Origin of the sequence: Streptomyces akebiae (assembly GCF_019599145.1) — a bacterium.
In the GTDB taxonomy this organism is placed as follows: Bacteria; Actinomycetota; Actinomycetes; order Streptomycetales; family Streptomycetaceae; genus Streptomyces; species Streptomyces akebiae.
Window position 1 is genome coordinate 5,390,118 of record NZ_CP080647.1, and the last position, 22,831, is coordinate 5,412,948.

The 22,831-nt window shown below is 69.8% G+C and carries 13 protein-coding genes; 11 read left to right on the forward strand and 2 right to left on the reverse strand.

All coding sequences use genetic code 11. From position 1 onward, the window contains the following. Positions 1-38: 38 nt before the first annotated feature. Positions 39-2,762 (forward strand): CRISPR-associated helicase Cas3', encoded by a 2,724-nt coding sequence (gene cas3, locus K1J60_RS23200; protein WP_220647857.1) that lies wholly within the window; start codon positions 39-41, stop codon positions 2,760-2,762. A 3,514-nt stretch (positions 2,763-6,276) separates the two neighbouring features. Here the strand turns inward: cas3 and K1J60_RS23205 are convergent. Further along, a complete protein-coding gene (locus K1J60_RS23205; protein ID WP_033526764.1) occupies positions 6,277-6,636 on the reverse strand; it encodes a hypothetical protein in 360 nt (119 codons plus the stop codon). 763 nt (positions 6,637-7,399) lie between these two features. Between K1J60_RS23205 and K1J60_RS23210 the strand changes: the two genes are divergently transcribed. The 4 genes from K1J60_RS23210 to K1J60_RS23225 all read left to right on the forward strand — a co-directional run bounded on the left by K1J60_RS23210 (position 7,400) and on the right by K1J60_RS23225 (position 16,897). Further along, positions 7,400-7,738 carry a MerR family transcriptional regulator gene (locus K1J60_RS23210; RefSeq protein ID WP_220647858.1) on the forward strand — a complete coding sequence of 113 codons (339 nt, stop codon included), beginning with the start codon at positions 7,400-7,402 and terminating at the stop codon, positions 7,736-7,738. Between the two features lie 483 nt (positions 7,739-8,221). Next, complete coding sequence (locus tag K1J60_RS23215; RefSeq protein ID WP_220647859.1) at positions 8,222-14,962, forward strand: golvesin C-terminal-like domain-containing protein; 6,741 nt, start codon at positions 8,222-8,224, stop codon at positions 14,960-14,962. 35 nt (positions 14,963-14,997) lie between these two features. Further along, on the forward strand, positions 14,998-15,528 hold the full coding sequence (locus K1J60_RS23220) for a hypothetical protein (RefSeq protein WP_220647860.1): 531 nt from the start codon (positions 14,998-15,000) through the stop codon (positions 15,526-15,528). Positions 15,529-15,733: 205 nt separating this feature from the next. Continuing rightward, positions 15,734-16,897, forward strand: a complete 1,164-nt coding sequence (locus K1J60_RS23225) for a hypothetical protein (protein WP_220647861.1) — start codon at positions 15,734-15,736, stop codon at positions 16,895-16,897. A 9-nt stretch (positions 16,898-16,906) separates the two neighbouring features. Here the strand turns inward: K1J60_RS23225 and K1J60_RS23230 are convergent, their stop codons facing one another. Then, positions 16,907-17,203 carry a winged helix-turn-helix domain-containing protein gene (locus K1J60_RS23230; protein WP_220647862.1) on the reverse strand — a complete coding sequence of 99 codons (297 nt, stop codon included), beginning with the start codon at positions 17,201-17,203 and terminating at the stop codon, positions 16,907-16,909. Between the two features lie 178 nt (positions 17,204-17,381). Here K1J60_RS23230 and K1J60_RS23235 point away from each other — a divergent pair, with 178 nt between their 5' ends. The 6 genes from K1J60_RS23235 to K1J60_RS23260 all read left to right on the forward strand — a co-directional run bounded on the left by K1J60_RS23235 (position 17,382) and on the right by K1J60_RS23260 (position 22,791). Next, the gene (locus K1J60_RS23235) at positions 17,382-17,729 is read left to right on the forward strand and encodes a hypothetical protein (protein ID WP_220647863.1); all 348 of its coding nucleotides are present in this window, start codon (positions 17,382-17,384) and stop codon (positions 17,727-17,729) included. Beyond that, a complete protein-coding gene (locus tag K1J60_RS23240; RefSeq protein WP_259407874.1) occupies positions 17,729-18,166 on the forward strand; it encodes a hypothetical protein in 438 nt (145 codons plus the stop codon). Before K1J60_RS23235 ends, K1J60_RS23240 begins: the two co-directional genes overlap by 1 nt. A 29-nt stretch (positions 18,167-18,195) precedes the next feature. After that, complete coding sequence (locus K1J60_RS23245; protein WP_220647864.1) at positions 18,196-18,543, forward strand: DUF6247 family protein; 348 nt, start codon at positions 18,196-18,198, stop codon at positions 18,541-18,543. After that, complete coding sequence (locus K1J60_RS23250) at positions 18,540-18,866, forward strand: hypothetical protein (protein ID WP_317619724.1); 327 nt, start codon at positions 18,540-18,542, stop codon at positions 18,864-18,866. The genes K1J60_RS23245 and K1J60_RS23250 overlap by 4 nt, the downstream gene beginning before the upstream one ends. Before the next feature lie 293 nt (positions 18,867-19,159). Next, positions 19,160-19,549 (forward strand): hypothetical protein, encoded by a 390-nt coding sequence (locus K1J60_RS23255; RefSeq protein ID WP_220647865.1) that lies wholly within the window; start codon positions 19,160-19,162, stop codon positions 19,547-19,549. After that, positions 19,546-22,791 carry a M56 family metallopeptidase gene (locus tag K1J60_RS23260; protein WP_220647866.1) on the forward strand — a complete coding sequence of 1,082 codons (3,246 nt, stop codon included), beginning with the start codon at positions 19,546-19,548 and terminating at the stop codon, positions 22,789-22,791. The genes K1J60_RS23255 and K1J60_RS23260 overlap by 4 nt, the downstream gene beginning before the upstream one ends. The last annotated feature ends 40 nt before the right edge of the window (positions 22,792-22,831 follow it).

Sequence of the window (22,831 nt, forward strand, 5' to 3'; positions counted from 1 at the left end):
GGCCGGGTGGCCCGTCCGTACGAAAGGAATCAGGGCGCGTGTCCGCTCCGTTCGAGCCCCGGCTGTGGGGCAAGGAACGCGGTCTTACCCACCCGTATCCGCTGGGCTGCCACGCCATCGACGCCGCCGTGATGGCGGCAGCCCTGTGGGACCGCTACCTCACCCCCCGCCAGCGCACGGTCATCGCCGACGGCTGGGGACTGACCGAGCCCGAGGCCCGCACCTTCGTCATCTGCCTCGCCGGCCTCCACGACCTCGGCAAGATCACTCCCGGCTTCCAGGGCTGCGCGCCGGGCGCCGGTCCGCTCACCGGAGAACCCGGATACGAACCCGCACCCGCCAACGTCAGCAGTCCGAGCCACCAGCGGGCTACCCACCTTGTCCTGCCGGAACTCCTGCACCGCCTGCACCGTCTGCCGCTCACCGGCCGTCCCACCCGCGGTGCGGCCCACCAGATCGGCCAGCTCCTCGGCGGCCACCACGGCACCTACCCGATCGCCCTCTCCCATCAGGGAAACGAACTCACCTGCCCGCTCACCGCCGCACCCGGCCTGGGGGAGAAGGCGTGGGACGAGCAGCGCGAACACCTCATGCACCTCATCCACGACCTCTTCGGCACCCCCACCTGGCCCACCCGCCCGGCCACCGGCCCCGCCGCAGCGGTCACCACCGGCCTGGTGATCCTTGCCGACTGGCTCGTCTCCCAACTGCCCTGGATCCGCGCCCGCCAGCGCCGCTGGGACCGCGACCGCACCCACGACTGGCACGCCCACGCACGACGCGCCCGCCGCGCCGCTCCCAAGACACTGCGCGAAGCCCAACTCGTCCCACCCACCTGGCGACGCACCCGCAGCTTTCGCAACCTCTTCCCCCACCTGCGCGGCAAGACCCCGCACCCCCTTCAGACCAGCCTCGCCCAGTCCCTCCCAGCCCTGGCGAAGAACGGCCCCGGACTACTGCTGATCACCGCTCCGCCCGGCGAGGGCAAAACCGAATGTGCCCTGTTCGCCGAACGCGTCATGGGGCCGTCTGCCGGCACCAAGGGCCTGGCTTTCCTGCTGCCGACCATGGCCACCACCGACGCCATGTGGGCCCGCGTCCGCGCGTACGCCCGCGCCAACTGCCGTACTCCGCCTCCCATCACGCTGCTGCACGCGATGGCCTGGCTGGACGCCGACTACACCCCTGACCAGCTCGTCACCGCGACCAGCAGCCCGGACATCGTGGCCGAATGGCTGCGCGGCCGCCACCGCGGCTTCCTCGCCGGCATCGCCGTCGGCACCTGGGACCAGGCCGCCCTCGCCGTCCTCCCGCACCGGTTCATGGCCCTGCGCTGGCTCGGCCTGTCCGGAAAGACCGTCATCATCGACGAGGTCCACGCCTACGACGCCCACGGCCACGCGCTGACCCTGCGCCTGCTCGAATGGCTCGGCGCACTCGGCGTCCCCGTCGTCCTGCTGTCCGCCACCGTCACCGGCGACACCGCCGCAGCCCTCATCCACGCCTACCGCCGCGGCGCCGGACACCACGACACCCCACCGATCAACCCCAGCTACCCCGGCTGGACCCACACCGACCACACCACCGGAACCATCACCACCTCACCCACCCTCGGCTCCAACCGAGCCCACCCGCTCACCATCGACACCATCACCTGCACCCACACCCACAACCCGGACCGCGCACGAGGCCGCGCCCGCGCCGTCCTCAACCTCCTCGCCCCCCTCGAACAGGCCCACAAGGGCTGCGCGTTGATCATCTGCAACACCGTCGCCGACGCCCAAGCCACCCGCGACCTCCTCGACACCACCTGGGCAACCAGCACCGACCGGCCCCTCGTACGGATCCTCCACGCCCGGATGCCCGCCCGGCAGCGCACCGCAATCACCCGCCGCCTCCAACGATGGACCGGCCCCAACGGCAAACGCCCCAACCGGCCATTCGTCGTGATCACCACGCAGGTCGCCGAACAGTCACTCGACGTCGACTTCGACCTCGTCATCAGCGACCTCGCCCCACTCGCCCTCCTCCTCCAGCGAGCCGGCCGCGGCCACCGCCACCCCCGCACCGACCGCCCCACCTGGGCGAACACACCCCGCCTGGCCGTCCTCATCCCCTCCGGCCAACTCCCCCCGCCTGCCTGGGGAGACGTCTACCCGGCCTCCCTCCTACGCCGCACCCGCGACCTCCTCACCACCCTCGACGGCGAACCGGTCAACGTCCCCCAAGACGTCCAACGCATCGTCGACCAGGTCTACGGACCCGAGTTCGCGGGCGCCGACGACACCGCCCGCCTCGCCGACGACACCCAACGCGCCGCCACAGCCCACCTCACCGCCATCCCCGCCCCGGCAGCCGTCCGCGACCTGCACCCCCTCACCAACACCGACGAACACCCCGACCAGATCACCACCCGCCTCGGCGCCGACAGCATCCGCATCCTGCCCACCTACCTCACCTCCGACGGCCGCCACTGGCTCCACCCCACCCACCACACCCCCCGAACCGCCCTGCCCCAGCACATCGACCCCAACGACCGCCACACCATCCGCCAACTCATGCAGGCCACCATCCCCGTCAACAGCCAATGGCTCACCGGCCGCGGCCCCGCCACTCACACCCCCGACAACTGGTCCCACATCCCCGGCCTACGCGACCTCATCCTGCTCCCCCACCCGGTCACACGCACCGCCATCAACCCCTACCGGGCAGCAGGAAGAGCCATCAGCCTCGACCCACAGAACGGCCTCGTACGCCAGTAACCAGGCTGGTCCCCGGCCCTGAGCCACGCACCTTGATAACAAAATGGCAAAGCCGACTTGGCTGTCCAGGTCAATAAGGGTCCGCTCCGCACCCGCGGAGGTCACCCGCCTTCGCGCTCCCAAACCTCGAAGTGGCTCTTGTCCGTTCCGCACCTGCGGAGGTCACCCGGCCGGCGACTTCCTGGACACCGTCAACGAATAGTCTGCTCCGCCCCCGCGGAGGTCACCCGTCGCCGAGGTGGGAGAAGAACAGCCAGTCCTCGTCTGCTCCGCATCCGCGGAGGTCACCCGTAATGCTGCGGGGTCCGCGTCTGAGCAGCGATGCCTGCTCCGCACCGGCAGAGGTCACCTGTACGACGGCTGCGAACCGTACGCGCTGGTTAAGGCTGCTCCGCCCGCGCGGAGGTCTCCCGAAGGCCCCAGCCGGATAGAGCATCATCTTGTCCTTCGCTCCGCACCTGCGGAGTCGCCTGCTGATCCAGGATGGCTGCCCTCAATTCGATGTCTGCTCCGCATCTACGGAGGTCACTCGAGGCTAACCGCATACACCGAGGTCCCCAACGAGTCCGCTCCGTATCCGCGGAGGTCACCCCGGCAGATCCTCGTAGTGCCGGGCGGTGGCGTCGGATGCTCCACACCCGTGGCGGTCACCCGGCGACCAACGGCCTGAAGGAGGACCGCTACTTGGCTGCTCCATGCCTGCGGAGGTCACCCGTTGGTCGCGTTGTTCGTGTCGCGCCAGCAGTTGTCTGCTCCGCGCCCGCAGAGGTCACCCGGACGTCACCACCTACGCGTCCCTCGGCTGGAAGTCTGCTCCGCACCTGTGGAGGTCACCCAGGGTTCGGCGCCTTCGCGCGCGCCTTCCCCATGCCTGCTCCGCTCCCGCAGAGGTCACCCGCCGCCGACGAGGGAGGGCGGTTGGACGAGCTGGTCTGTTCCGCATCTGCAGAGGTCACCCGGCGGTCCCGGAACTGCCCTACGGGCGCCGAAGTCTGCTCCGCTCTCGCAGAGGTCAACCGCACTTCGCCGACCCCGCGCCGGACATCAAGGTGTCTGCTCCGTACTCGCGGAGTTCGCCGGACCTCGCTCATCTGGCGCAGGACGTGCCGGTCGTTTGTTCCGGACCTGCGGAGGCTATCCCGATCCCAGCGCAGTTGAGGGCCGAAGTAGAAGAGCCCGCTCCACCTCGTGGAGGTAACTCGTCGGCCGGGTACTGGATACCACCGCGTCGGGTGTCTGCTCCGCGTGCGGAGGCCATCCGCTGCCGGTCGCCTTCGGCCCAACCGACGTCTGTCCGCTCTGCACTCGCGGAGGTTCCTCGATGAGGCCGCGGAACTGGGCCATGGTCTACGGGCTTGCTCCGTACCAGCGGAGGTCAGTCGCATGCAGGCGCCCGACGTCCTCCGAAGTACGGCAATTGCTCCGTCCTGCGGAGGTCACCCGTTGTCGCGGACATACGTGTTGAATTGCGCAGCATCTGCTCCGCGCACGGAGGTTGACCGGTTCCGGTGGTGTGGCCGACACCGGCGCTGGTGGCTGCTCTGCACCCACGGAGGTCACCCGGAATTCAAGCCCACTCAGGGCGGCGTAGGAGAGTCTGCTCCGCACCCGTGGAGGAAGCCCGTGCCAGCGGTGCCGTCTGCGGTGGTGCGCTCGTCCGCTCTGCACCTGCGTGAGGTAACCCAGACAGGACGGCGAAGGAGCCCATCATGGAGGGGTCTGCTCCGCCCCCGCGGAAGTAACCCGTTGCCGTGCATCCCTGCATGGACGCCGACTGATTCTGCTCCGCACGCGCGGAGGTCATCGCACACCAGTTCATGGGTGAGGCGGTCCGGGCCGGCTGTTCCGCACTCGCGGAGGTCCCCGAAAAGAGAGGTGTCCGAGCTCATTGGCTCACCGTCCGTTCCGCACCCGGAGAGGGAACCCGTCCGACGGCGTGATGACGCCCAACGACCGCATGTCCGCTCCGTCGCATTCGCAGAGGTCCCCTGGAAGGTGAGGTCACGCTGCTGCGCTGATCATCGTCACCTCTGCACCTGCGGAGGTCATCCGGTGGTGGCGATCGCGGCGGACGCGGCCACCCAACTGATCCGCACTCGCGGAGGTCACTCGTCATTGAGCGTCTCGGACGGTGCGCACCAACCGCCTGCTCCGCACTTGCGGAGGTCACCCGGCTTCGCATCTGGGGCAGGGAGCGTCCTGCACGTCCGCTCCGCACTGCGGAGGTCACTCCGTACCGCGCGGGGCGGTGCGGACGTAGCCTTCGTCTGCTTCGCGCCCGCGGAGGTCACCCGCCGACCGGCCTCGCCAGTCTGGCCACGTAGGAGTCCGCCAAGGAGGTCACCCGTCCTGCTCGCTCACGACCTGGTCGTCCGGGATCTGGTCTGCTCCGTAGCCGCAGAGGCCACCGGCGTAGCAGGACGGCCGCTCCAACCTCAGGCTGTCCGCTCCGCACCTGCGAAGGCCACCCGTATCTGCCGGCCGTAACCGAGACCACGCACCTATCTGCTCCGCACTCGCGGAGGTCATCCGTCTTTGCCTGTCTTGCGTTCCAACATTTCCCGGTCCGCTCCGCGCCCGCGGAGGTGACCCGTAGCAGGGGAGCAGGCCGCCTGGGTTCGGGATGTCTGCTCCGCACTTGCGGAGGTCCTCCGAAGCTCACCGCGTACACCGAGATCCCCAACGAGGATGCTCCGCACTCGCGGAGGTCACCCGTACCAGGAGTCCAGCGCCAGGTTGGTGGCGACGTCCGCTCCGCCCTTGCGGAAGCCAGCCGAGGAATTCCCAAGTCTTTGGGGCAGGGATTCCGTCTGCTCCGCGCCTGCGGAGGTCACCCGATGCCGGCTTCGAGACACACTCCGATCGCGTCCTTCGCTCCGCGCTCGCGGAGGTCAACGGGCGATTTGAGATCACGGGTGGAAGGGCCTCGTGTCTGCTCCGCACGCGGAGGTCACGCGCGATCCCGGCCGCCGTCGGCGCCGTGCTTGATGAGTCTGCTCGGCGAGTAGAGCCGCGCCAAACGGAGCAAATGTACTGGTCAGCAGCCTCTATTGCGTGAGCGATGCGTGAGCGGATGGTGCAGCACGAGCCGTCACGAGGTAGATCGCCCGGGAGCCTGAACGCGCTCTGACCTGGTGGTTCCGGATCTCGAAGCACCGTCCGGAATCACCCATCACGCCATGGCCAGGACTTTTAATCCATTGGTTGTGGGTTCGAGTCCCACAGGGCCTACGGTTCGCGGGTGGGGGACATCCCCTCTGACCTGCTACGCAGCGCCTGAGTCGGCTTCGGTCGGGTCGGGCGCTGCTTCGTTCTCAAGCCACTGCGGGCCTGGTTCTCGGCCGCGATCACCTCGTTGAGTCGGTCGCAGGCTTCCGGGACGCTCGGCACTTCCATGCCCGTCCGGCCGACGGGACCGGCGCGAGCCGAACAGCAGTGGGGGTTCTGCCGGCGCGCGCCGGCAGAACCCCCACTGCTTGCCGTGCCGTTCTCGGCGCGGCGGGCCGCCTGTGGGTCAGTGGTCGGAGTAGCTGAAGTCGCCCATGGTCCAGGCACTGACCTCCTCGATCGCAACGCGGTACATCCCGCCGGTCTCCGGGATCCCGACCGTGCCCTGCAGGATCCGGGCGACATGGAAGTGCAGGTGCGTGGGTGGCCCGTCCTTCTTCGCGGGGGTGTCGAAGACGGCGGAGAACTCGCTGAGGTGGGCGGAGTCCGTCAGTACCTCCGACACCCTCTGCCTCCACACGGCTTCGGGAGCCAGGCGACCGGTGATGACGGCACCCCCGGTGACCACGGTCAGCGACATCTGGTTGCTGTGCCCGGACTCCACAAGGGCGGCGATGTCAACGATCAGCTCGTCAGGCTTCGGCATGGCACCGGATTCTATGCACCGTCCCGTGCGGGCGGCTCGGGCGGCTGCGCTGCCGGCAAGACGGGCGCATGCGGTCCTGCCGCCGTAGGCCCCCGCGGGTGACCGCGGGGGCCTACGGCGGCGCGGGCCGGACGGTCGGCCAAGGGCCCGCCGAACCCCCGCTGCCGCGGCTGTGGGGCTCACCCGTGCGCCGGACCTGCGCTGCGGACGGTCCCAGGTGTGCGCAGACCCCCGAGAGGGATACCTCATCACCTGGTGCTCCAAAATCTATGCTCGCTGGAGTAGACATTGGGGACTTGGTTCATTAACGTTTCTCTCGTAGCCGAGATCGAGAGAGCCCCGGCAGACACGAACTGCCGGGCAGCAGTACACGCATGACGGTGCGGTGGTGGAGTTTCGGAGCCAGGTTGTTGTACGACGGCGACGGGACTGACGACCGGACCGGGTGGCCTGCGGTGATGAGGGGCCGCCGTACGCAGTCCCCGTTTGGTAAGAAATTGGTTCAAGGCAAGAACGGAGGAGTCGAGCGCCATCAGGATCGCCCGGGCCGGAGATATGAGCTCGGGTACCGCAGGACATCGATAGGCAGGTGGTCTCCGGTCACGCATCTGCGATCCCCGCACCCCCGTCGGCGTATCGGGCGGCTGTGCGGAAGTAGAAGGCCGACGCAGTACTAAGGTCGGCAGATGGTGTTTGCAGTTCCTTCGGGGCCTTGGTGCCGTACGGCACCAAGGCCCCTCGACGCGTTCCACAGAGAGGTGAGATGACAGCAGACGAGTCGCTAGGACGTCTCGATGACGACGATTACCCCGCCTACACGATGGGCCGGGCCGCCGAGTTGCTCGGTACCACTCCCGGCTTCCTCCGGGCCATCGGCGAAGCGCGACTGATCACACCATTGCGCTCCGGGGGAGGACACCGCCGCTACTCCCGCTACCAGCTTCGTATCGCGGCACGCGCGCGTGAACTCGTCGACCAGGGCACCCCGATCGAGGCCGCATGCCGGATCATCATCCTCGAGGACCAGCTCGAAGAAGCCCAGCGCATCAACGCCGAATACCGCCGTGCCGACGAATCGTCCGATCCACCGGCCGACGCTTGAGGTGAGCGGGCCCGTCGGTATCCGCGGGCCCTCACGCGCGCACATGGCAGGGATGCGTGACACGCGGGGATGGTTCTCGGGTCCGAACGGTCCGAACGGTCCGAACGGCCCGAACGGCCCGAACGGCCCGAACGGCCCGAACAGTCCGAACAGTCCGAACAGTCCGAACAGTCCGAACGGTTCTCCGGGCACTTCGCCCGCCTCCAGCCCCGGTCGTGATCGGGCCGCGAGTGCGGCACCGTCGACGGGCCGCGCGCACGCAGCAGAGCGGAGATCCCCCGGCCGCCGCGCACCGTGGCGGTCGCCCGCCGCCCATACTCCATCGCTCCGCGGGTGTGTTCCTGCCGTACCCGCCCAAGGCGTTTTCGTTCGGATGGCGCACACCGCGCCAGGATGTCACGCTATGTAATTCCCTATTGTCTGACTGTAATGATCAGGTCCGTGGGTCGCCTCGGGATTCCCTCCCGTGCATGGAGCTGACGCATGCCCCGCAGCCGGTTCCCCTTTGTCCTCCTCGTCATCGGCTCCGTCCTGGCGACCCTGTTGGGTGCGCAAGCCCCGGCCCGGTCGGACGGCTCGGACGGAGGTGGGTCGGGGACGGGCGTACCCGCTCCGGCGTGGCGGGGGGAACCCGGACGGCATCCGGGTGGGCTGCTCCCGTCCCCGGAGCCGTTGCCCCACCGGCGGCCTCCCGCCTCGGGCAAGAGGGACGCCTCCACGGGCCGGGCGAACGAGCAACCGCCGCGCGGAGCGACCTACTTCGCGCCCGCCACGCCACAGCGGTGGAGCCCCGGCGAAGGAGCCGAGGTCCGGGTCACGGTGACGGACACGAGCCAACAGCCCTGGCGGGCGCGGGACATCGCCCTCGGGGTGCGGTGGTACCGGCCGGACGGCTCGGAGTACGCGTACCGGCGGGGCGAGCGACCCGCCGATCACCTGGCCGCGCTTCCCCGGGACCTGGCCCCGGGTGAGTCCGCCGAGGTCCGGGCCGCCGTACGAGCGCCGGCTCTGCCCCGCTCCGGGCCGGCCCGCTCGTCACTCCTCCTCGCCTGGGACCTGTACGACCGGCGCAGTCGGGTCTGGCTCTCGGATGCCGAGCCTCCCGGCGGCCCGGTGCGCCAGGCACGGGAGCGGGTCGTCGTCGAGCGTCCCGTCTCCGACCGGCTGGGGCTGGAGCGGTTCTACCAGTACACGCGCGCCGAAGCCGGTGTCGGTGCCGGGATCGCCGTCAACGCGGCCGGTGGAAACGCGGCGACGAGCTGGAACCTGTTCGCCCACCCGAGCCTCGGCCCCGCCGCCTTCCTGCGTCTGACCCACAACACCCAGGACGCCTCCGACACCGTCGCCGGGCCCGGCTGGTCCGTGTCGGCGTCCACGCTCACCCGCCTCGGGTCACCGCTGCACTTCGGGAGCGGTCTGCCCAGCGTGCCGGGCTTCCCGAAGTCCGTACACCTGATCGACGGTGACGGCACGGGGCACACGTTCCGCCTCGACCGACACGGCAGCGCCGACTCCCGCGCCTGGGACTACGCCCACCCGGCGGGCGTTCACTTCCACCTTCAGCGCACCCGTGGCGCTCCGGACCGGCGCTGGGTGTTCACCCGGCCCGACCGTACCCAGTTCATCTTCTCCGCGCGGGGACGGCCGACGGCCGTCGTCGACCGCAACGGCAACACCCTCCGGTTCCACTACGGGGGCGGGGACGGGTTCCTGGTGGCCCCCGTGCTGCGCCGTGTGACCGACGCGTCCGGGCGCCGGGTCCTGACCCTGCAGTACGGCGACAGCGGCGCGGCGGCACGGCGGCTGGTGGCCGTCACCGACGTGCACGGCCGGCGGGTGGAGTTCTCGTACGGCAGGGGCGGGTTGCTGCGCGAGGTCACGGATGCCGCCGGTTCGGGCGTGGCCCGGTCCCTGGCCTTCGACTACGACCGGTCCTCCGACGGCACCCCGCGCCTGACCGCGGTCACGGACCCGAAGGGCGGGCGCACGCGCCTCGGTTACGAGGGGACGCGCGGACACGCCGGCCCGCGCACCACGGCTGCGGCTCACGGGCGTGTCACGACGATCACCGACCGCCTGGGCGGTGTCACCCACCTCGACCAAGGCCCCGGGGGACATCTCGGCCGGGGTGCGAAGGGGCACCTCGACCGGGGCGCGAAGGGCCGCTGGACCACCGTCACCGATGCCACCGGTGAGCGCACCGCCTTCCGTCTCGACGGCTTCGGTCGTGCCGTGGAGTCCCGCAACGCCAAGGGCGAGACGACGAGGCTGGCCTGGGACGCCGACAACAACGTCCGCCGCCTGGAGGAGCCGGGCGGAGCGGTGACGACCTGGCGCTACGACCCGCGCACCGGCTACCCACTCGAAATCACCGGCCCGTTGGAGAACGCCAAGGACCCCGAGGACCGGGCCTCCACCGGCCTGACCTACCGCACCGCGCTGCGCGGCCATGTCGCCGACCTGGTGGAGAAGGTCTCGCCGGAGGGCCGCCGTTGGACGTTCGGTGTCGACGGGTACGGCAACGTCGTCTCGGTGACCGACCCGCGGGGCAACACGGGCGAGGCCGCCGGGAAGGCGAAGGAGACCGTGGGCCCGCGCAGGGCGCCGTACACCTCGTACAACGTCTACGACGACCGCGGACGCCTGCTGGAGAGCACCGACCCGCGCGGCCACTCCACCCGCTTCGCGGACCACGGTCCCACCGGCCACCCGGCACGGGCGACCGACGCCCTGGGGCACGAGACCCGTTTCCGTTACGACGCCGTGGGCGCCGTCACGGCCGTCACCGACGCCAAGGGGCGCACCAGCCGCTACGAGTACGACCTGTTGGGCCGCCCGCTCGGCGCGGTGCTGCCGCGTGACCTCCAAGCCGAGGACGAGGGCAGGCGATGGATCCGGGTTCCCGCGCCCGCGTACGACGCCAACGACAACGTCGTCCGCGCCACCGACCCCAACGACGCGGTCACGACGGCCACTTACAACGCCGCCGACCGACTGCTCAGCGTCACCGACCCCCGTGACACCCCCGACGGCCCCGAGCGCACCACCCGCTACGCCTACGACCGCGTGGGCAACCGCGTCGCCGCGACCACTCCGCGCGGTCACCGCAGCGTCTTCCTCTACGACGAACTGCACCGCCTGATCGAGACCACGGATCCGCTGCGGGGCCGTACGACCTATGTGTACGACGGCGCCGGCAACGTCGCGTCGGTGACCCGTCCCCGCACGAACGCCGAGGCCGAGCCGGTCACCGGCGGCCGTGCCCGGGTCCGCCCACCCGTCCCCGACCAGCGGTTCACGTACGACCTGGCGCACCAGATCAGCGCCGTCACCGACGCCGAGGGCAACGCGGTGCGCAACGGCTACGACCGCGACGGCCATCTGATCTCCGTCACCGACCAGTGCGGGGCGACGACGAGGACCCGGCTGGACGCGGCCGGCGCACCCGTGGAGATCCGGGCCCCGCACCGCCTGGGCGACGAGCGCCGCTTCGACTGCTCCTGTCCGCAAGGACAGAACTGCGAGCTGCCGGAGGAGCGGATCACGTACCGGACGACGCGCTACGAGTACGACGAGGCCGGCAACCGGACGAAGATCTTCACGCCTCGCTCGGTCGCGGAGGACGACGAGAACCTGGCGCAGAAGACGGTCTACGACCCCCTGAACCGGGTCTCCGAACAGATCCTGCCGCACGACCCGAAGAACCCCGATCTCAAGGACCCGCAGCACGTCACGAACGTCTACGACGAGGTGGGGCAGCTGACCGAGGTGCACACGCCGCCCTCCGGCAAGTCCACCGACCGGAGCGTGACCCGCTACACCTACTTCGACGACGGCCTGCTCCGCCGCAGCACCGACCCCTGGCAGATCCGTACCGACTACGCCTACGACCCGGTGGGCAACCAGCTCAGCCGCACCCTCACCGGTGACGGCGGCGGCGCGAACCGCACGATGAGCTGGGAGTACTACCCGGACGGCAAGCTGAAGCAGCACCGCGACTCCGGCACCCCGGCGAGCCGCGAGACCGTGCTCACCGACAACTCCGACGCGGGCCGCACGACCCCGACCGGCCGGTGGACGCTGGAGAAGGCCGACCCCGACGAGAACCCGGACGTCTTCGGCGCGAACTACCACGCGCACCCCGCCGAGGACCGCTCGGCCACCTTCGCCTGGAACCTCGCCGTACCGAGCGACGGCACGTACCGGGTGCTGGCCCGCTGGCCCCACCACGACCGGGACGGGAAGCGGGGAGGGCGGGGGGAGTTCGCGATCCCGCACGAGGACGGCCGTAGGACGACTGTCGCCGTGGATCAGAGCACCGCCTCCGGTGGTGCGGAGGGTGGGGGCGGGTGGCGGGAGTTGGGCCGCTTCACGTTCAAGGCGGGCGAGGAGTACGCGGTCACGCTGTCGGGCGCGGAGGAGACCGCGGGGCGGCTGGTGCTCGCCGACGCGGTGGAGCTGGTGAGGGCGGAGACCGAGCCCGGAGCGAAGCGCGAGGCCGATGCCGGGGACGCGCGGGAGTACCACTACGCCTATGACCCCGACGGCCTGGTCACGCGTATCGCCGAGGGCCCGGAGCCGGAGCCGTCCCGCACGTGGACCGTCACCAACGACCCGCTGGGCCGACCGTCCACGGTGGAGGAACGCGCGCGGGGCGACGAGACACCACGCACGGCCCAGTTCACGTACGACCCGGACGGCAACCTCACCGACCACCGGGTGACGGCGGCGGGCCGCGACCCGGAGAGCTCCCACTACACGTACAACACGTTGGGCCTGCTCTCGGAGGCGCTGACCAAGGGCCCTTCGACGGACGGCGACGAGAAGAAGACGACGTTCACGTGGTGGCCGACGGGCCGCGTCAACCGCCAGACCAAGGACAACGGCAACACCGTCGACCACTGGCACTACCTCGACGGCGCGTTGGCGGTGCAGGAGGAGAAGAAGGACGAGGGCGGCGGGGCGCTGGTCTCCCGCCACGAGATCGACTACGACCCCGACGGCAACCGCACCCGCGACGCCTCACTGAAGATGGACGCCGACGACCACGGGCGCACGCTGGACACGGTGGCGACGTACACGTACGACGCGCGCAACCGCAGCACCGAGGTCAAGAAGGTGGACGGGAACGGCGGCCCGGACCGCACCGAGACCTACCGCTACGACCAGAACAACAACGTCGTGGAGCAGGAGGTCGGTGGGGTCAAGTCCGTCTTCGACTTCGACCGGGACCGACTCCTGTCGTCGACCGCCGGGGGCGTCGAATCCTCCTACCTGTACGACGTGTACGGCCGCCTCTCCCAGGTCACGACCGGTGGCGACCCAGCCCAGAAGAACGTCTACGACGGCTTCGACCGCCTGATCGAACACCGCACGCCGAAGACGCGAGGTGGCCCGACCTCCTTCATCACCCGTCACACGTACGACGCCTTCGACCGCCGTACGAGCACGACCACGGACGCGGGAGGCGCCGACAAGGAACGGACGACCGACTTCCATTACTTGGGACTGGGTGAGCAACTCCTCACGGAGGAGAAGGACGGCAAGCTCAGCAAGACGTACCAGTACGGCCCGGCGGGCGAACGGCTCTCCCAGGTCACCTTCGACACGGAGGGCACGAAGGACCCCGACACGGTCTTCTTCGGCTACGGCCCCCACAACGACGTCGAGCACGTCACGGACGACAGCGGCGACACGAAGGCGACGTACGGGTACACGGCGTACGGGCAGGCGGACGAGAAGTCCTTCACGGGCATCGACAAGCCGTCCTCGGCCGACCCCGCCTCCGAGCCCTTCAACTTCTACCGCTTCAACTCCCGCCGCTGGGACGGTGGTTCGGGCACCTACGACATGGGCTTCCGGGACTACAACCCGGGCCTGAACCAGTTCCTGTCCCGGGACATGTACAACGGCGCCCTGTCCGACCTGAACCTGACGACGGACCCCTGGACCCAGAACCGCTACGGCTTCGCCGGCGGCAACCCGATCAGCAACGTGGAGCTGGACGGCCACCTGTTCGGCATGTCGTGGAGCGAGATCGCGCACACGGTGCTGGACGTGGTGGGCATGGTCCCGGTGGTGGGCGAGATCGCCGACGTCGCCAACGGGGTGCTGTATCTGGCGGAGGGCAACTACGTCGAGGCGGGGCTGTCCCTCTCCTCCGCGATCCCGGTGGTGGGGAACGCGATCGGCGCGGCGCGGATGGCCCGTAAGGCGGGCAAGTACGCCGACGAGGCGTTGGACGGGGGCGCGGCGCTCAACAAGGCGAACAAGACGGATGGCTCGGTGCCGGACACCCCGTCCCAGTCCCGTACCGGCACCACGGAACCGACCCCGCAGACACACGGCTCGCCGGAGACCTCGTTCGGCCCCACCTGCCGCCGTTCCAGCTTCGCACCCAGTACCCGTGTCCTGATGTCCGACGGCACCGCCAAGCCGATCGAGGCCGTACGCAAGGGCGACCACGTCTTGGCCGCGGCCCCGGACGACTCCGAACCGCGATCCCGGAAGGTCACTCACACGATCACCTCGCGTGGTGAGAAGAAGCTGGTCCGCGTCAGGGTCGACCCCGACGGCGACCGGTCCACCACCCGCACCGGCGCGCTGACCGCCACGGAGAACCACCCCTTCTGGGTCCGTGACACGGGCAAGTGGACGAAGGCCGCCGATCTGAAGCCGGGGCAGTGGCTGCGGACCTCCGCGGGGACGTACGTACGGGTTGCGGCAGTTGACCATAGCGAACGCGGGACCGCGGTCCACAACCTCACTGTCGCGGGCCTCCACACCTATTTTGTGCTGGCGGGGGCCTCTCCAGTTCTGGTCCACAACTGCGAGCTCTCGGAACGGGCGAGCGCAATTCACGCCGCTGAGCCGGACGAGTACGTGCGTAGGAATGTGAGTACGGTGGCGGTGGTCAGGGCGGAAACTCCTCATGGGCCCATCAACGTCGTTGCCGGATCCGGTGACGGTTTGACGCCGGCGCAGCTGGGTGCGATCGGAAAAGGCGAGATTGTGGCGGACAACATCCCGGGCGCTCACGCAGAACGGAACGCCCTTCTCTTCATCAATAAAATGGGCTGGAAGCCCACCGCCGGTGGGGCCTCGCGCAACGTTTGTCTGCGGGAGTGCGCACCGCTTATTCGAGGGACGAACGGTAGGATGATGGGCGGCATTTATCCCGGAAGCGGTAAATCCACGACCCGCCAGAGGAGCTTTGAGTGGTAGTCGATGAAGCTGTCGCGGCGACCCTGCGAGGGGCCGTGCAGACACAGGTCGCAGCCTTCGTGGCAAGCTGCGCGGAGCGGATGGGGCAGGTGTTCACCGGCTTGTCCGGTAGTGATCGTTCCCGGGACAGTGATGTAGAGCTCGTCATCCAGCTTTTGGGAGATCTTTGGAGCGCTGAAACTTCCGCGGCTCGTTTCCGGGGCTATGTGGCGTCTCTGGAAGGTTTTCGGGAGCTCGTACCGTCCGATGAGGAGATCGTCGATGTGGCGGGTATCTACTCCTTCTATTCTGTGCTTGTGCTGAGATATGCGGCGCTCTACCGATCTGGTGGCGACGTCGAGGACGCGCTCAAGTGCGCACACGCATGTCTGACAGCGATGGGGCAACTCGATCAGAATCTCCCCGGCGTTGATTTCTTCGCCCAGGAGGCGGAATTCCAGCAGAATTCAGTCTCCCCTGCCCTGTCGGATGCACGTGACTCGGACCATATTTCGAGACTGAGGGAGGGAGATCGGGCCGTTTCGCGAGAGCGCCTGAAGGCGATTCAGGCGCGATTGCGACGCTGAGCGCGCGAGCGATCCAGGCCCGCAGAGCGGGCCGATCAGCCATTCGCCCTTGTCCGCGTGCATCTCCTCAGTGAGCCGTGCTTTCGTTCGAAAGAGGCCGCTCGGTGGGTGTGTTCCTCCGGAGTCTCCTCAGTCTCGGTGGTGGAGTGTTCGGGCTGGAGATTCGCCGCCGGAACCCGGCGAGGATCGTGGAAGAGGAGTAGGGATGAAGAGGAGGAGAGCGAGTGCGGTCGCCACCGTGTTGGGATGCGCCGCGCTGCTGGTGAACGCCCTTGAGGGGACGGCCGCGGGTCACGGCTGGGGCCGCGGGGATGCGCTGCCGTTGCCGGGGTACGGGGACGCTGTTGTCGACGGCGGGCATCGGCAGGTGTTCGTCAGCGGTGGCGCGGACGGGCAGAGTGTCGCTGCCGTGCGGCTTCCTGGGCGTGGAACGGTCCGTGTCGCTGGGGACGTCCAGCTGATCGACGGTCAGCAAGGCGCCCACGGCATGGTGCTGAGCCAGGACGGCAAGTCGTTGTACGTCGCCCTCGCCGCAGGAGACGCCGTCTCCGTCATCGATACCGAGACGTTGAAGGAGACCGCCCGGTATCGCGCCGGAGCCGACCAGAATCACCTCTGCCCGACGCACCTGGCCCGCACCGGCACCGTCCTGTGGATCGGCTACGGCTGTGAGGCGTGGGAGGGCGGTATCGCGCGGCTCGACACCGCCGCCGAGAAGCCCGAGATGGAGCTCGACCAGCAGGGCGCCACCATCCGCTTCGAACGGGCCCCCGCACTCGCCGCGCCCGCCGGCGACAGTACGGCCACCAGCAACACCGGCCAGACGCTCGTGGCCAGCCAGCCGCACCTCAGCCCCGTCCGGCTCCTCGCCTACACCGTCGGCGCCGACGGCAAGCTCAGCCTCGACGCCGACGAGCGGCGCGGCGGTAGCAACCTCAACGACCTGGCGCTCACCCCCGACGGCTCACGGCTCCTCACCGCCGCCGGATCGGAGGACCGCGTCCAGGGCTTCACCGCCCGCAAGGGCGAGGGGCTCGGGGACAAGGGCGCCTGGTTCACGCAGCAGGCCCCCGTCGCCGTGGCACCGTCCCCGGACGGAACCCTGATCGCGACCGGCGTACGGTCCGCCGGCCCGAAGGGGAAGCAGGTCAACGTCTACCCCCTCGACGGCACCGAGCCCGTGTGGTCCGCAGCGCTCCCGCGCCACGAGCGGCTGGCCGACCGGGGTTTGGTCTGGCTCCCCGACGGCTCCGCGCTGGCCGCCGTCACCACCCGGGACGACGATCCGGCCCCGAGGCTGAACATCCTCAAACGCTCTGCCCCGGGCGGGTGGGTGGTCGACTGGTCGCTTTCGGATTCGGAGCGGTGACGAAGATCGCTAGTCAGCGGTCCCGTTCGTCTCCGAGCCGTCAGTGGTGGACTCGGGCATCTCGATGATGAACGTTCCCTTCGCGGGCACAGTGTCGGCGATGCCTCGCTCCCGCAGCTCCCGGATCGCGCGTCGGAGGGTGTTGATTCCGACGCCGTAGTGGGCTGCGAGATCGGGCTCCGAGGCCAGACGCGCGCCTACCGGCAGGCTTCCCGCGCGAATCTGCTCGGCGATGTGCTCAGCGATCTGTACGTACACATAGATCCGGGACGCGGGATCGGGACGCCACTCCTGGTCTTCAGCCATGACGGCACGTTAGTCGGTCAGGAGTGATCATAGTTGGGCAGTAAGAGTCATGCCTCTCCCTGCCGAGTCATACCGCTACCTGACTCGTCATGATGGGCTTACAGTCGAGACCACAGAGACCCCGGCGAGGTGGACTAGACCTCCCGGGGCACGGCCAACGCTTACAAGGAGCGTCGACATGACCGACCTTATCCCCCGCGCCCTCCAATGGCTGCTCCTCCTCTTCTCCCCGGGCACCGGCAAACGGCGCCTGACCCGCCACCGCCCCTACCTCTGCCTGCACGTCACCGCCGTACGGCACCCAGCCCCCACCCCCGCGCCCTCCGGACTTCCCCGTCACCGTTCCCCGTACGGCCTCCACGCCCCGATCGACGGCTCCACGTCCGCCCTGGTCCGCCCCTACCTCGCCGCACATGAGGAGGAGGCCGCCCTCCAGCAGCGCCGCCGTCTCGCGCTCGTCCTCGCCGCGGACTTCGGGATCGACCTTGATCAGCACCTGGTCGGCCTGCGGGAGGTGGCCGTCTGATGGAACGCGTCAACGGCACGCCGGTACCCGCCTACGCACCCGCACCCGCACCCACCCCCACCCCCACCCCCACGCTCCGGCTCCTGCCCTGGCCGTCGCCCGAGGGCAAACCCTGCTATCTGGTGACCGACCACAACGGCGGCCACCTCTCCCGCCTCGCCGACGAACTGGAGGCCACCCAACTCGCCAACGGCACCGACGTACTCGACCTCGCCCGTGCGGTGCTGGACGACCCGGCCTCGCCGTACACCGAGGTCCGCTACGCGGGCATCCGTCTCGCCGAGTGCCTGACGGACGCCCTGCGCGTCGCCGAGTCCCGGGGGCTGCGCCTCCCCCCGCCCGCGGCCGAGGACGCCGTAGACGTCCTGGAAGAAGAGCAGCCGGAAGCTTGCCGCGGGCAGGCCACGCAGGACACAGGGGGCGGACTATGGTCGTAAGGACGACGCGTCGAAGGAGTTCACCGGTCATGACCGCCCACGCCGCCGAACCGACACCGGCCGTCCCGCCGATGCCCGAACGGAACCCGAAGGCACTGCGCGAGGCTATCGCCGAGCATGCCCCGCAGCTCCTCGCCGACTTCGACAAGCACTGGAAGTGGGCTGTCGCCGACGCCTACGACATCAGCACGGTGCCCGCGTTCATGACCCGTTGGTGGGGGGAGTACGCCATCGCCCGCGATCCGAAGCTGGACGCCCACATGAGGGACCTCCATCACCGCGCCTCGGGGTCCACTGACATCGCCGAGGCCAAGGCGCTCCTCGAAGAGGCATCCCATATCCGCTACCAGGTGAGGCGGCTGGAGCCCGGCCAGTGATCGACAACGGATTCATGGGTCCGCCGTGGCAGATGGACTGGACACTGAAGGCCCAGGCCGCTCGTGACGCCCTCCCGGAGAACGTGCGGAAGATGATCGATGCCGCGAGAGCCGAACTCGTCACGGCGAGGGACCCCTACTTCCGGGGTATCGACGCCGATGCGGGCCTCCCCGACGGTGTGAAGGTCGAGCCGGTCTTGTCCAGCGATCCCCACGGGGCCCGCGTCTTCCTCTTCGACAGCGGACACGGCTGGATGATCTACACCTTCATCCGGCGCGTCGAGGACCCGCAGATCATCGTGGAAGAGGTGTTCTGGCAGTGAACCGAGGCCGGTCGCGGCGGTGAACCGGCCCGCCGCCGCGACCGGCATTCGGCTGCCCGACTTGTCTGTGGCGGCACGTGCAAGCGGTCATGGGGGCATCAGTCCTCCTTGTACACTCCCCACACTCCGTTGGGTCAACTTGTGGGATTTTTATGGCTGTTGCCGTTGGCCGTGTTGTTCGTCAGGTGATCACCGAGCAAGCTCCAGAGGAACTGGTGCTGCTTGATTCGGTCGAGCGAATGGAGCCCGGGGCCAGAAGAAGACACCTTGCGGCGATGGGCCGAGGGCGGCGCGTGTCGCCCTCCACGCTCGACTACGGGCTGGACGTCGTCGTACCGCTGGTGACACCGGTGCTGTGGCTGGTGCTCACCGAAGCGGCCAGGGAGACGGCGGCCTCGGCGGTACGGGCTTCGGCACAGGCCGTCAGGTCTCGTTGGCAGCGGTTGCGGGGCCGGGAGCCGGAGAGCGAGCCCGAGATCACGCTGCCGCTGTCGGCGGAGCAACTCGACGTGGTGCGCGAGGCGGTGCTCACGCAGTGTGCGCAGGCCGGGCTGAGCACGGCGCGTGCCACAGCGATCGCGAACGCGGTCTTCCACCAGCTGTCCACACCGGTGGACCGGGATGCGACCTCGGCGGAGGACCGGCCCGTCCGACAGGAGGACCAGGAGCCGGAGTCCGGGTGACCGACAGTCCCAGTACCGCCGCGTCGGCGGCCGTCGGCGCGGACCTGGACCGACGGGTGGTCGCCGCAGGTACGCATCTGCGGTTCGCCCTCCTCGTCGTCCTGATCGCGACAGCCTCCATCAATCTGATGTCCCTCAGCGTCCCGCAGCAGGCGGACGTGAAGTGGCTGTGGACGGTCGTCGGCACGGTCGCCGTGTTCGGCGCCGCCGGGCTGCTGTTCTGGCTGGCACCGGCCTGGAAGCGGCGCCGGGCCGGGCTTGTCGAGATCGGCGATCCCGACCTCCTCGGCGAACTCGCCACGTTGGCCCAGCGGGCCGGGGTCACCCCGGCTCCGGCCTTCCGGCTGGCTCCGACGGCCGTGACGGCCAGCGCGTCGGCGTTCGGGCACCGGCGCTCGCGCACCGTGTGCCTGCACGCGGGTCTGCTGGTCCGGCGGGCTCAGGACCGTGAGGGCTTTGAATTCGTCGTCCTGCACGAGCTGGCCCACATCCGCAACCGCGATGTCGGGATCGCCTACGCCACCGAGGCCCTGTGGCGTTCGGTCGCGGTCCTCGTGGTCCTGCCCTACACGCTGCTCGCCCTGTACCCGATGCCCTGGGACCAGTCGCCGGCCGAGGCCCTCGACGTGTGGCGGACCCATTGGTCGCTGGGGCTGCGCGGGCTGTTCCACGTAGCCTTCCTGGTCGCACTGATCCTGCTGGCCCGCGGAGACGTGCTGCGCACCCGCGAGCTGTACGCCGATATCGACGCCGCCCGCTGGAACGGTGGCGTCCGGCGGCTGCCCGCTCCCGACTCGCGGTCCGGCGAGGGACGGCTGCGGCGGGTGCGAGACGCGTGGCGTGCGCATCCGGCATGGTCGGAGCGGGCGACCTCGCTGCTGGATCCCGGGCCCATGTTCGGCGTCCGGGTCTCCACCATGTTCCTGTCCGGTGTGGTGACCGCCCAGGTTGCCCTCAACCTCGACCTGGCCATACGGGATGTGACGGGATCCGAGACGTCATGGTCCGCGGACTTGCCCGAGTGGACGGCTGCCGCGCTCGTCACCGGGATCGCCGGAGTCGCCGTGTGGCGGGCGGTGGCGTATGCGGTGGCCTGCGGGCTGCGGGTGCCGTCCGGGTTGCGAGCGGGGCTCGCGTTGGGACTGGGGCTGGGCGTCGGTGAACTGCTCACCTTCCGGCACGCGGGCACGGGCTGGCTACCGCCGGCGCCGCAGGTGCTCCTCCTCCTGGCCGTCGGGTCGGCCGTCCTGCTGTGGTGGGCCGCCCAGTGTGCCGAGCTGTGGGTGACGACGTCACGGGGCCGTTCCCTGGTGCCCAGCCATCTGATCGGAACGGCCGCGCTGCTCGTGGTCTACGGCGGCTGGTTCACCTGGTGGACGTCGCGCGGGCACCTCTTCACGGGCGGGGACTTCCTCGCCCGGATGGACTGGGACGCCGTGCTCGGCCAGGTGTACCCCGGCACGCCGCCGGACCAGATGCCCTATCTGGCCGTGCTCAAGTGGCAGTTCTATGTGCCGCCGGTCACGTCTTCGACGATGGTGCATGTCGGCGGGACCGTGCTGTGGCTGTTCCCGCTCGCCGTGTGGGCCCGCCCTCAGGGGCTCGGCCCGGCGTCGTGGCTGCGGCGGGCGCGACCGCTGGGGCCGTGGCCCGACCTCGACGGGACAGTGCCCGCGATGCGGTGGCTGCTGACCCGGGTGGCGGCGGGCGGCGCGTTCACCGTGCTGGTCCTGCTCGGAACCCGGATGTGGCTGCACCGTACGCGCCCGCCCGCCGGTTTCCGCGGCGGAGCCTGGCTCACCCAGGTTTCGGCGGTCAGCCTGCTCGCCGTCCTGGCGGCGGTGGCGGTCACGACGTGCGTGGTGTTCGCGACGACGGAACGGCACCGGCTGGCGATGGCCCTGGCGGTCGGTGGCTCGGTGCTGCTGGCCGGTCTGGCGGCGGCGTTCGTGTTCGCCTCCGCCGACGGCTGTGTGCCGGGCGCGCAAGCGGTGGTCTCGAACTGCTTCTGGGAGAGCCGGCCCGGATGGATCATGGTGCACACCATCCTCGCCCCGCACGGTCTCGGCCTCGGTTTCTACGCCGTGACGGTCACCACGCTGCTGGCGGCAGCGGTGAGCCGACGTCCGGTACGAGTCCCGCGGCGGCGGTGGACACGCTCGTACGGGCATGCGTACGCACAGGAAAGGGCGGCGAAGCGCTGGAGGCGTCGGCTCCTGCCCGCCGCTGTGTGCGCCGGGGCCGGAGCCGCTGCGATCGTGGTGTGCCGGGCGGTACTGGCGGGGCTCCGTCCGCCGAAGGCCCAGGCGATGGAAGGCGGTCAGTGGCTGCCGGATGTGATGCTGTGGACGGCGGCGACCCTGGTCACGGTGGCGACGGTCGTCTCGATCGTGGTGGCGATGCGCGCCCGTGGCGCGTGGTGGCCCGTGTCGGCTGCCGGCGCGGGGGCGGTGAGCCTGCTGACCGGACTGCTCACTGCGACGACGCTCACCCTGGCCGAAGGCTGCGTGCCCGGTCTGGCAACGCTGTGGGCCGGGTGCGACCCACGGTTCGGGCCGGTGTGGCAGCTGACCCGGCTTCTGCTGCTCCCTCTTCTCGCGGCCTTGGCGGTGCCTGCCGGGGCGTTGACGGTGCTGATCGTGCTCTCGCTGCGCGCGCTGCCGCTCGCCCCGCCCGAGGTCCGGTGGCGGCGCCGGATGCTGCGGTCGGCGTATGTGGTGGCGGCCTGTCTGGCCCCGGTGCTGCTGCTCAGCGGCCAGCGGGAACTGGCGGCGTTCGCGGACCCCTCGACCGCGCAGGGCCGACAGGGAGAGCGGGCTCGGCAGAAGGCGGAGCAGCGGGAGCAGTTACGGGCATGGCTCGACAAGGGCGGTCTGGCCGCGCTGAACGCCTATGCGAGCGACTACCGCGCCTTGGCGGAAGCGTTGACCGAACACCCGCCCGCGGAGGGGTACCCCCACGATGTGTACCGACCGGTGTGCGCCTTCTGGGCCGCGGACGGTGCCAGAGCCGCACTCCTTCCTGCCCCGCCGTTCGATGCCCCGGAGGCCACCGACTGGGCTTCCATCGCAGAGCACGCCCAGCGAGGCGGCGGGTTGTGCGGCGACGGCCTGACCCTGGGGTCCGTCCCCCTCACCGAGCGGGGTGTCCGTGAGCTGGCCACGGCGGCGGACCAGTACACCGCCCTGTCGGTGGCCCTCTACACCTTTCTCTATCCCGGAGGAAAGCAGGAGGCGAACTGATGGACCGAGTCGGGGCACAGCCGCCGCTTCCTCCGGCATC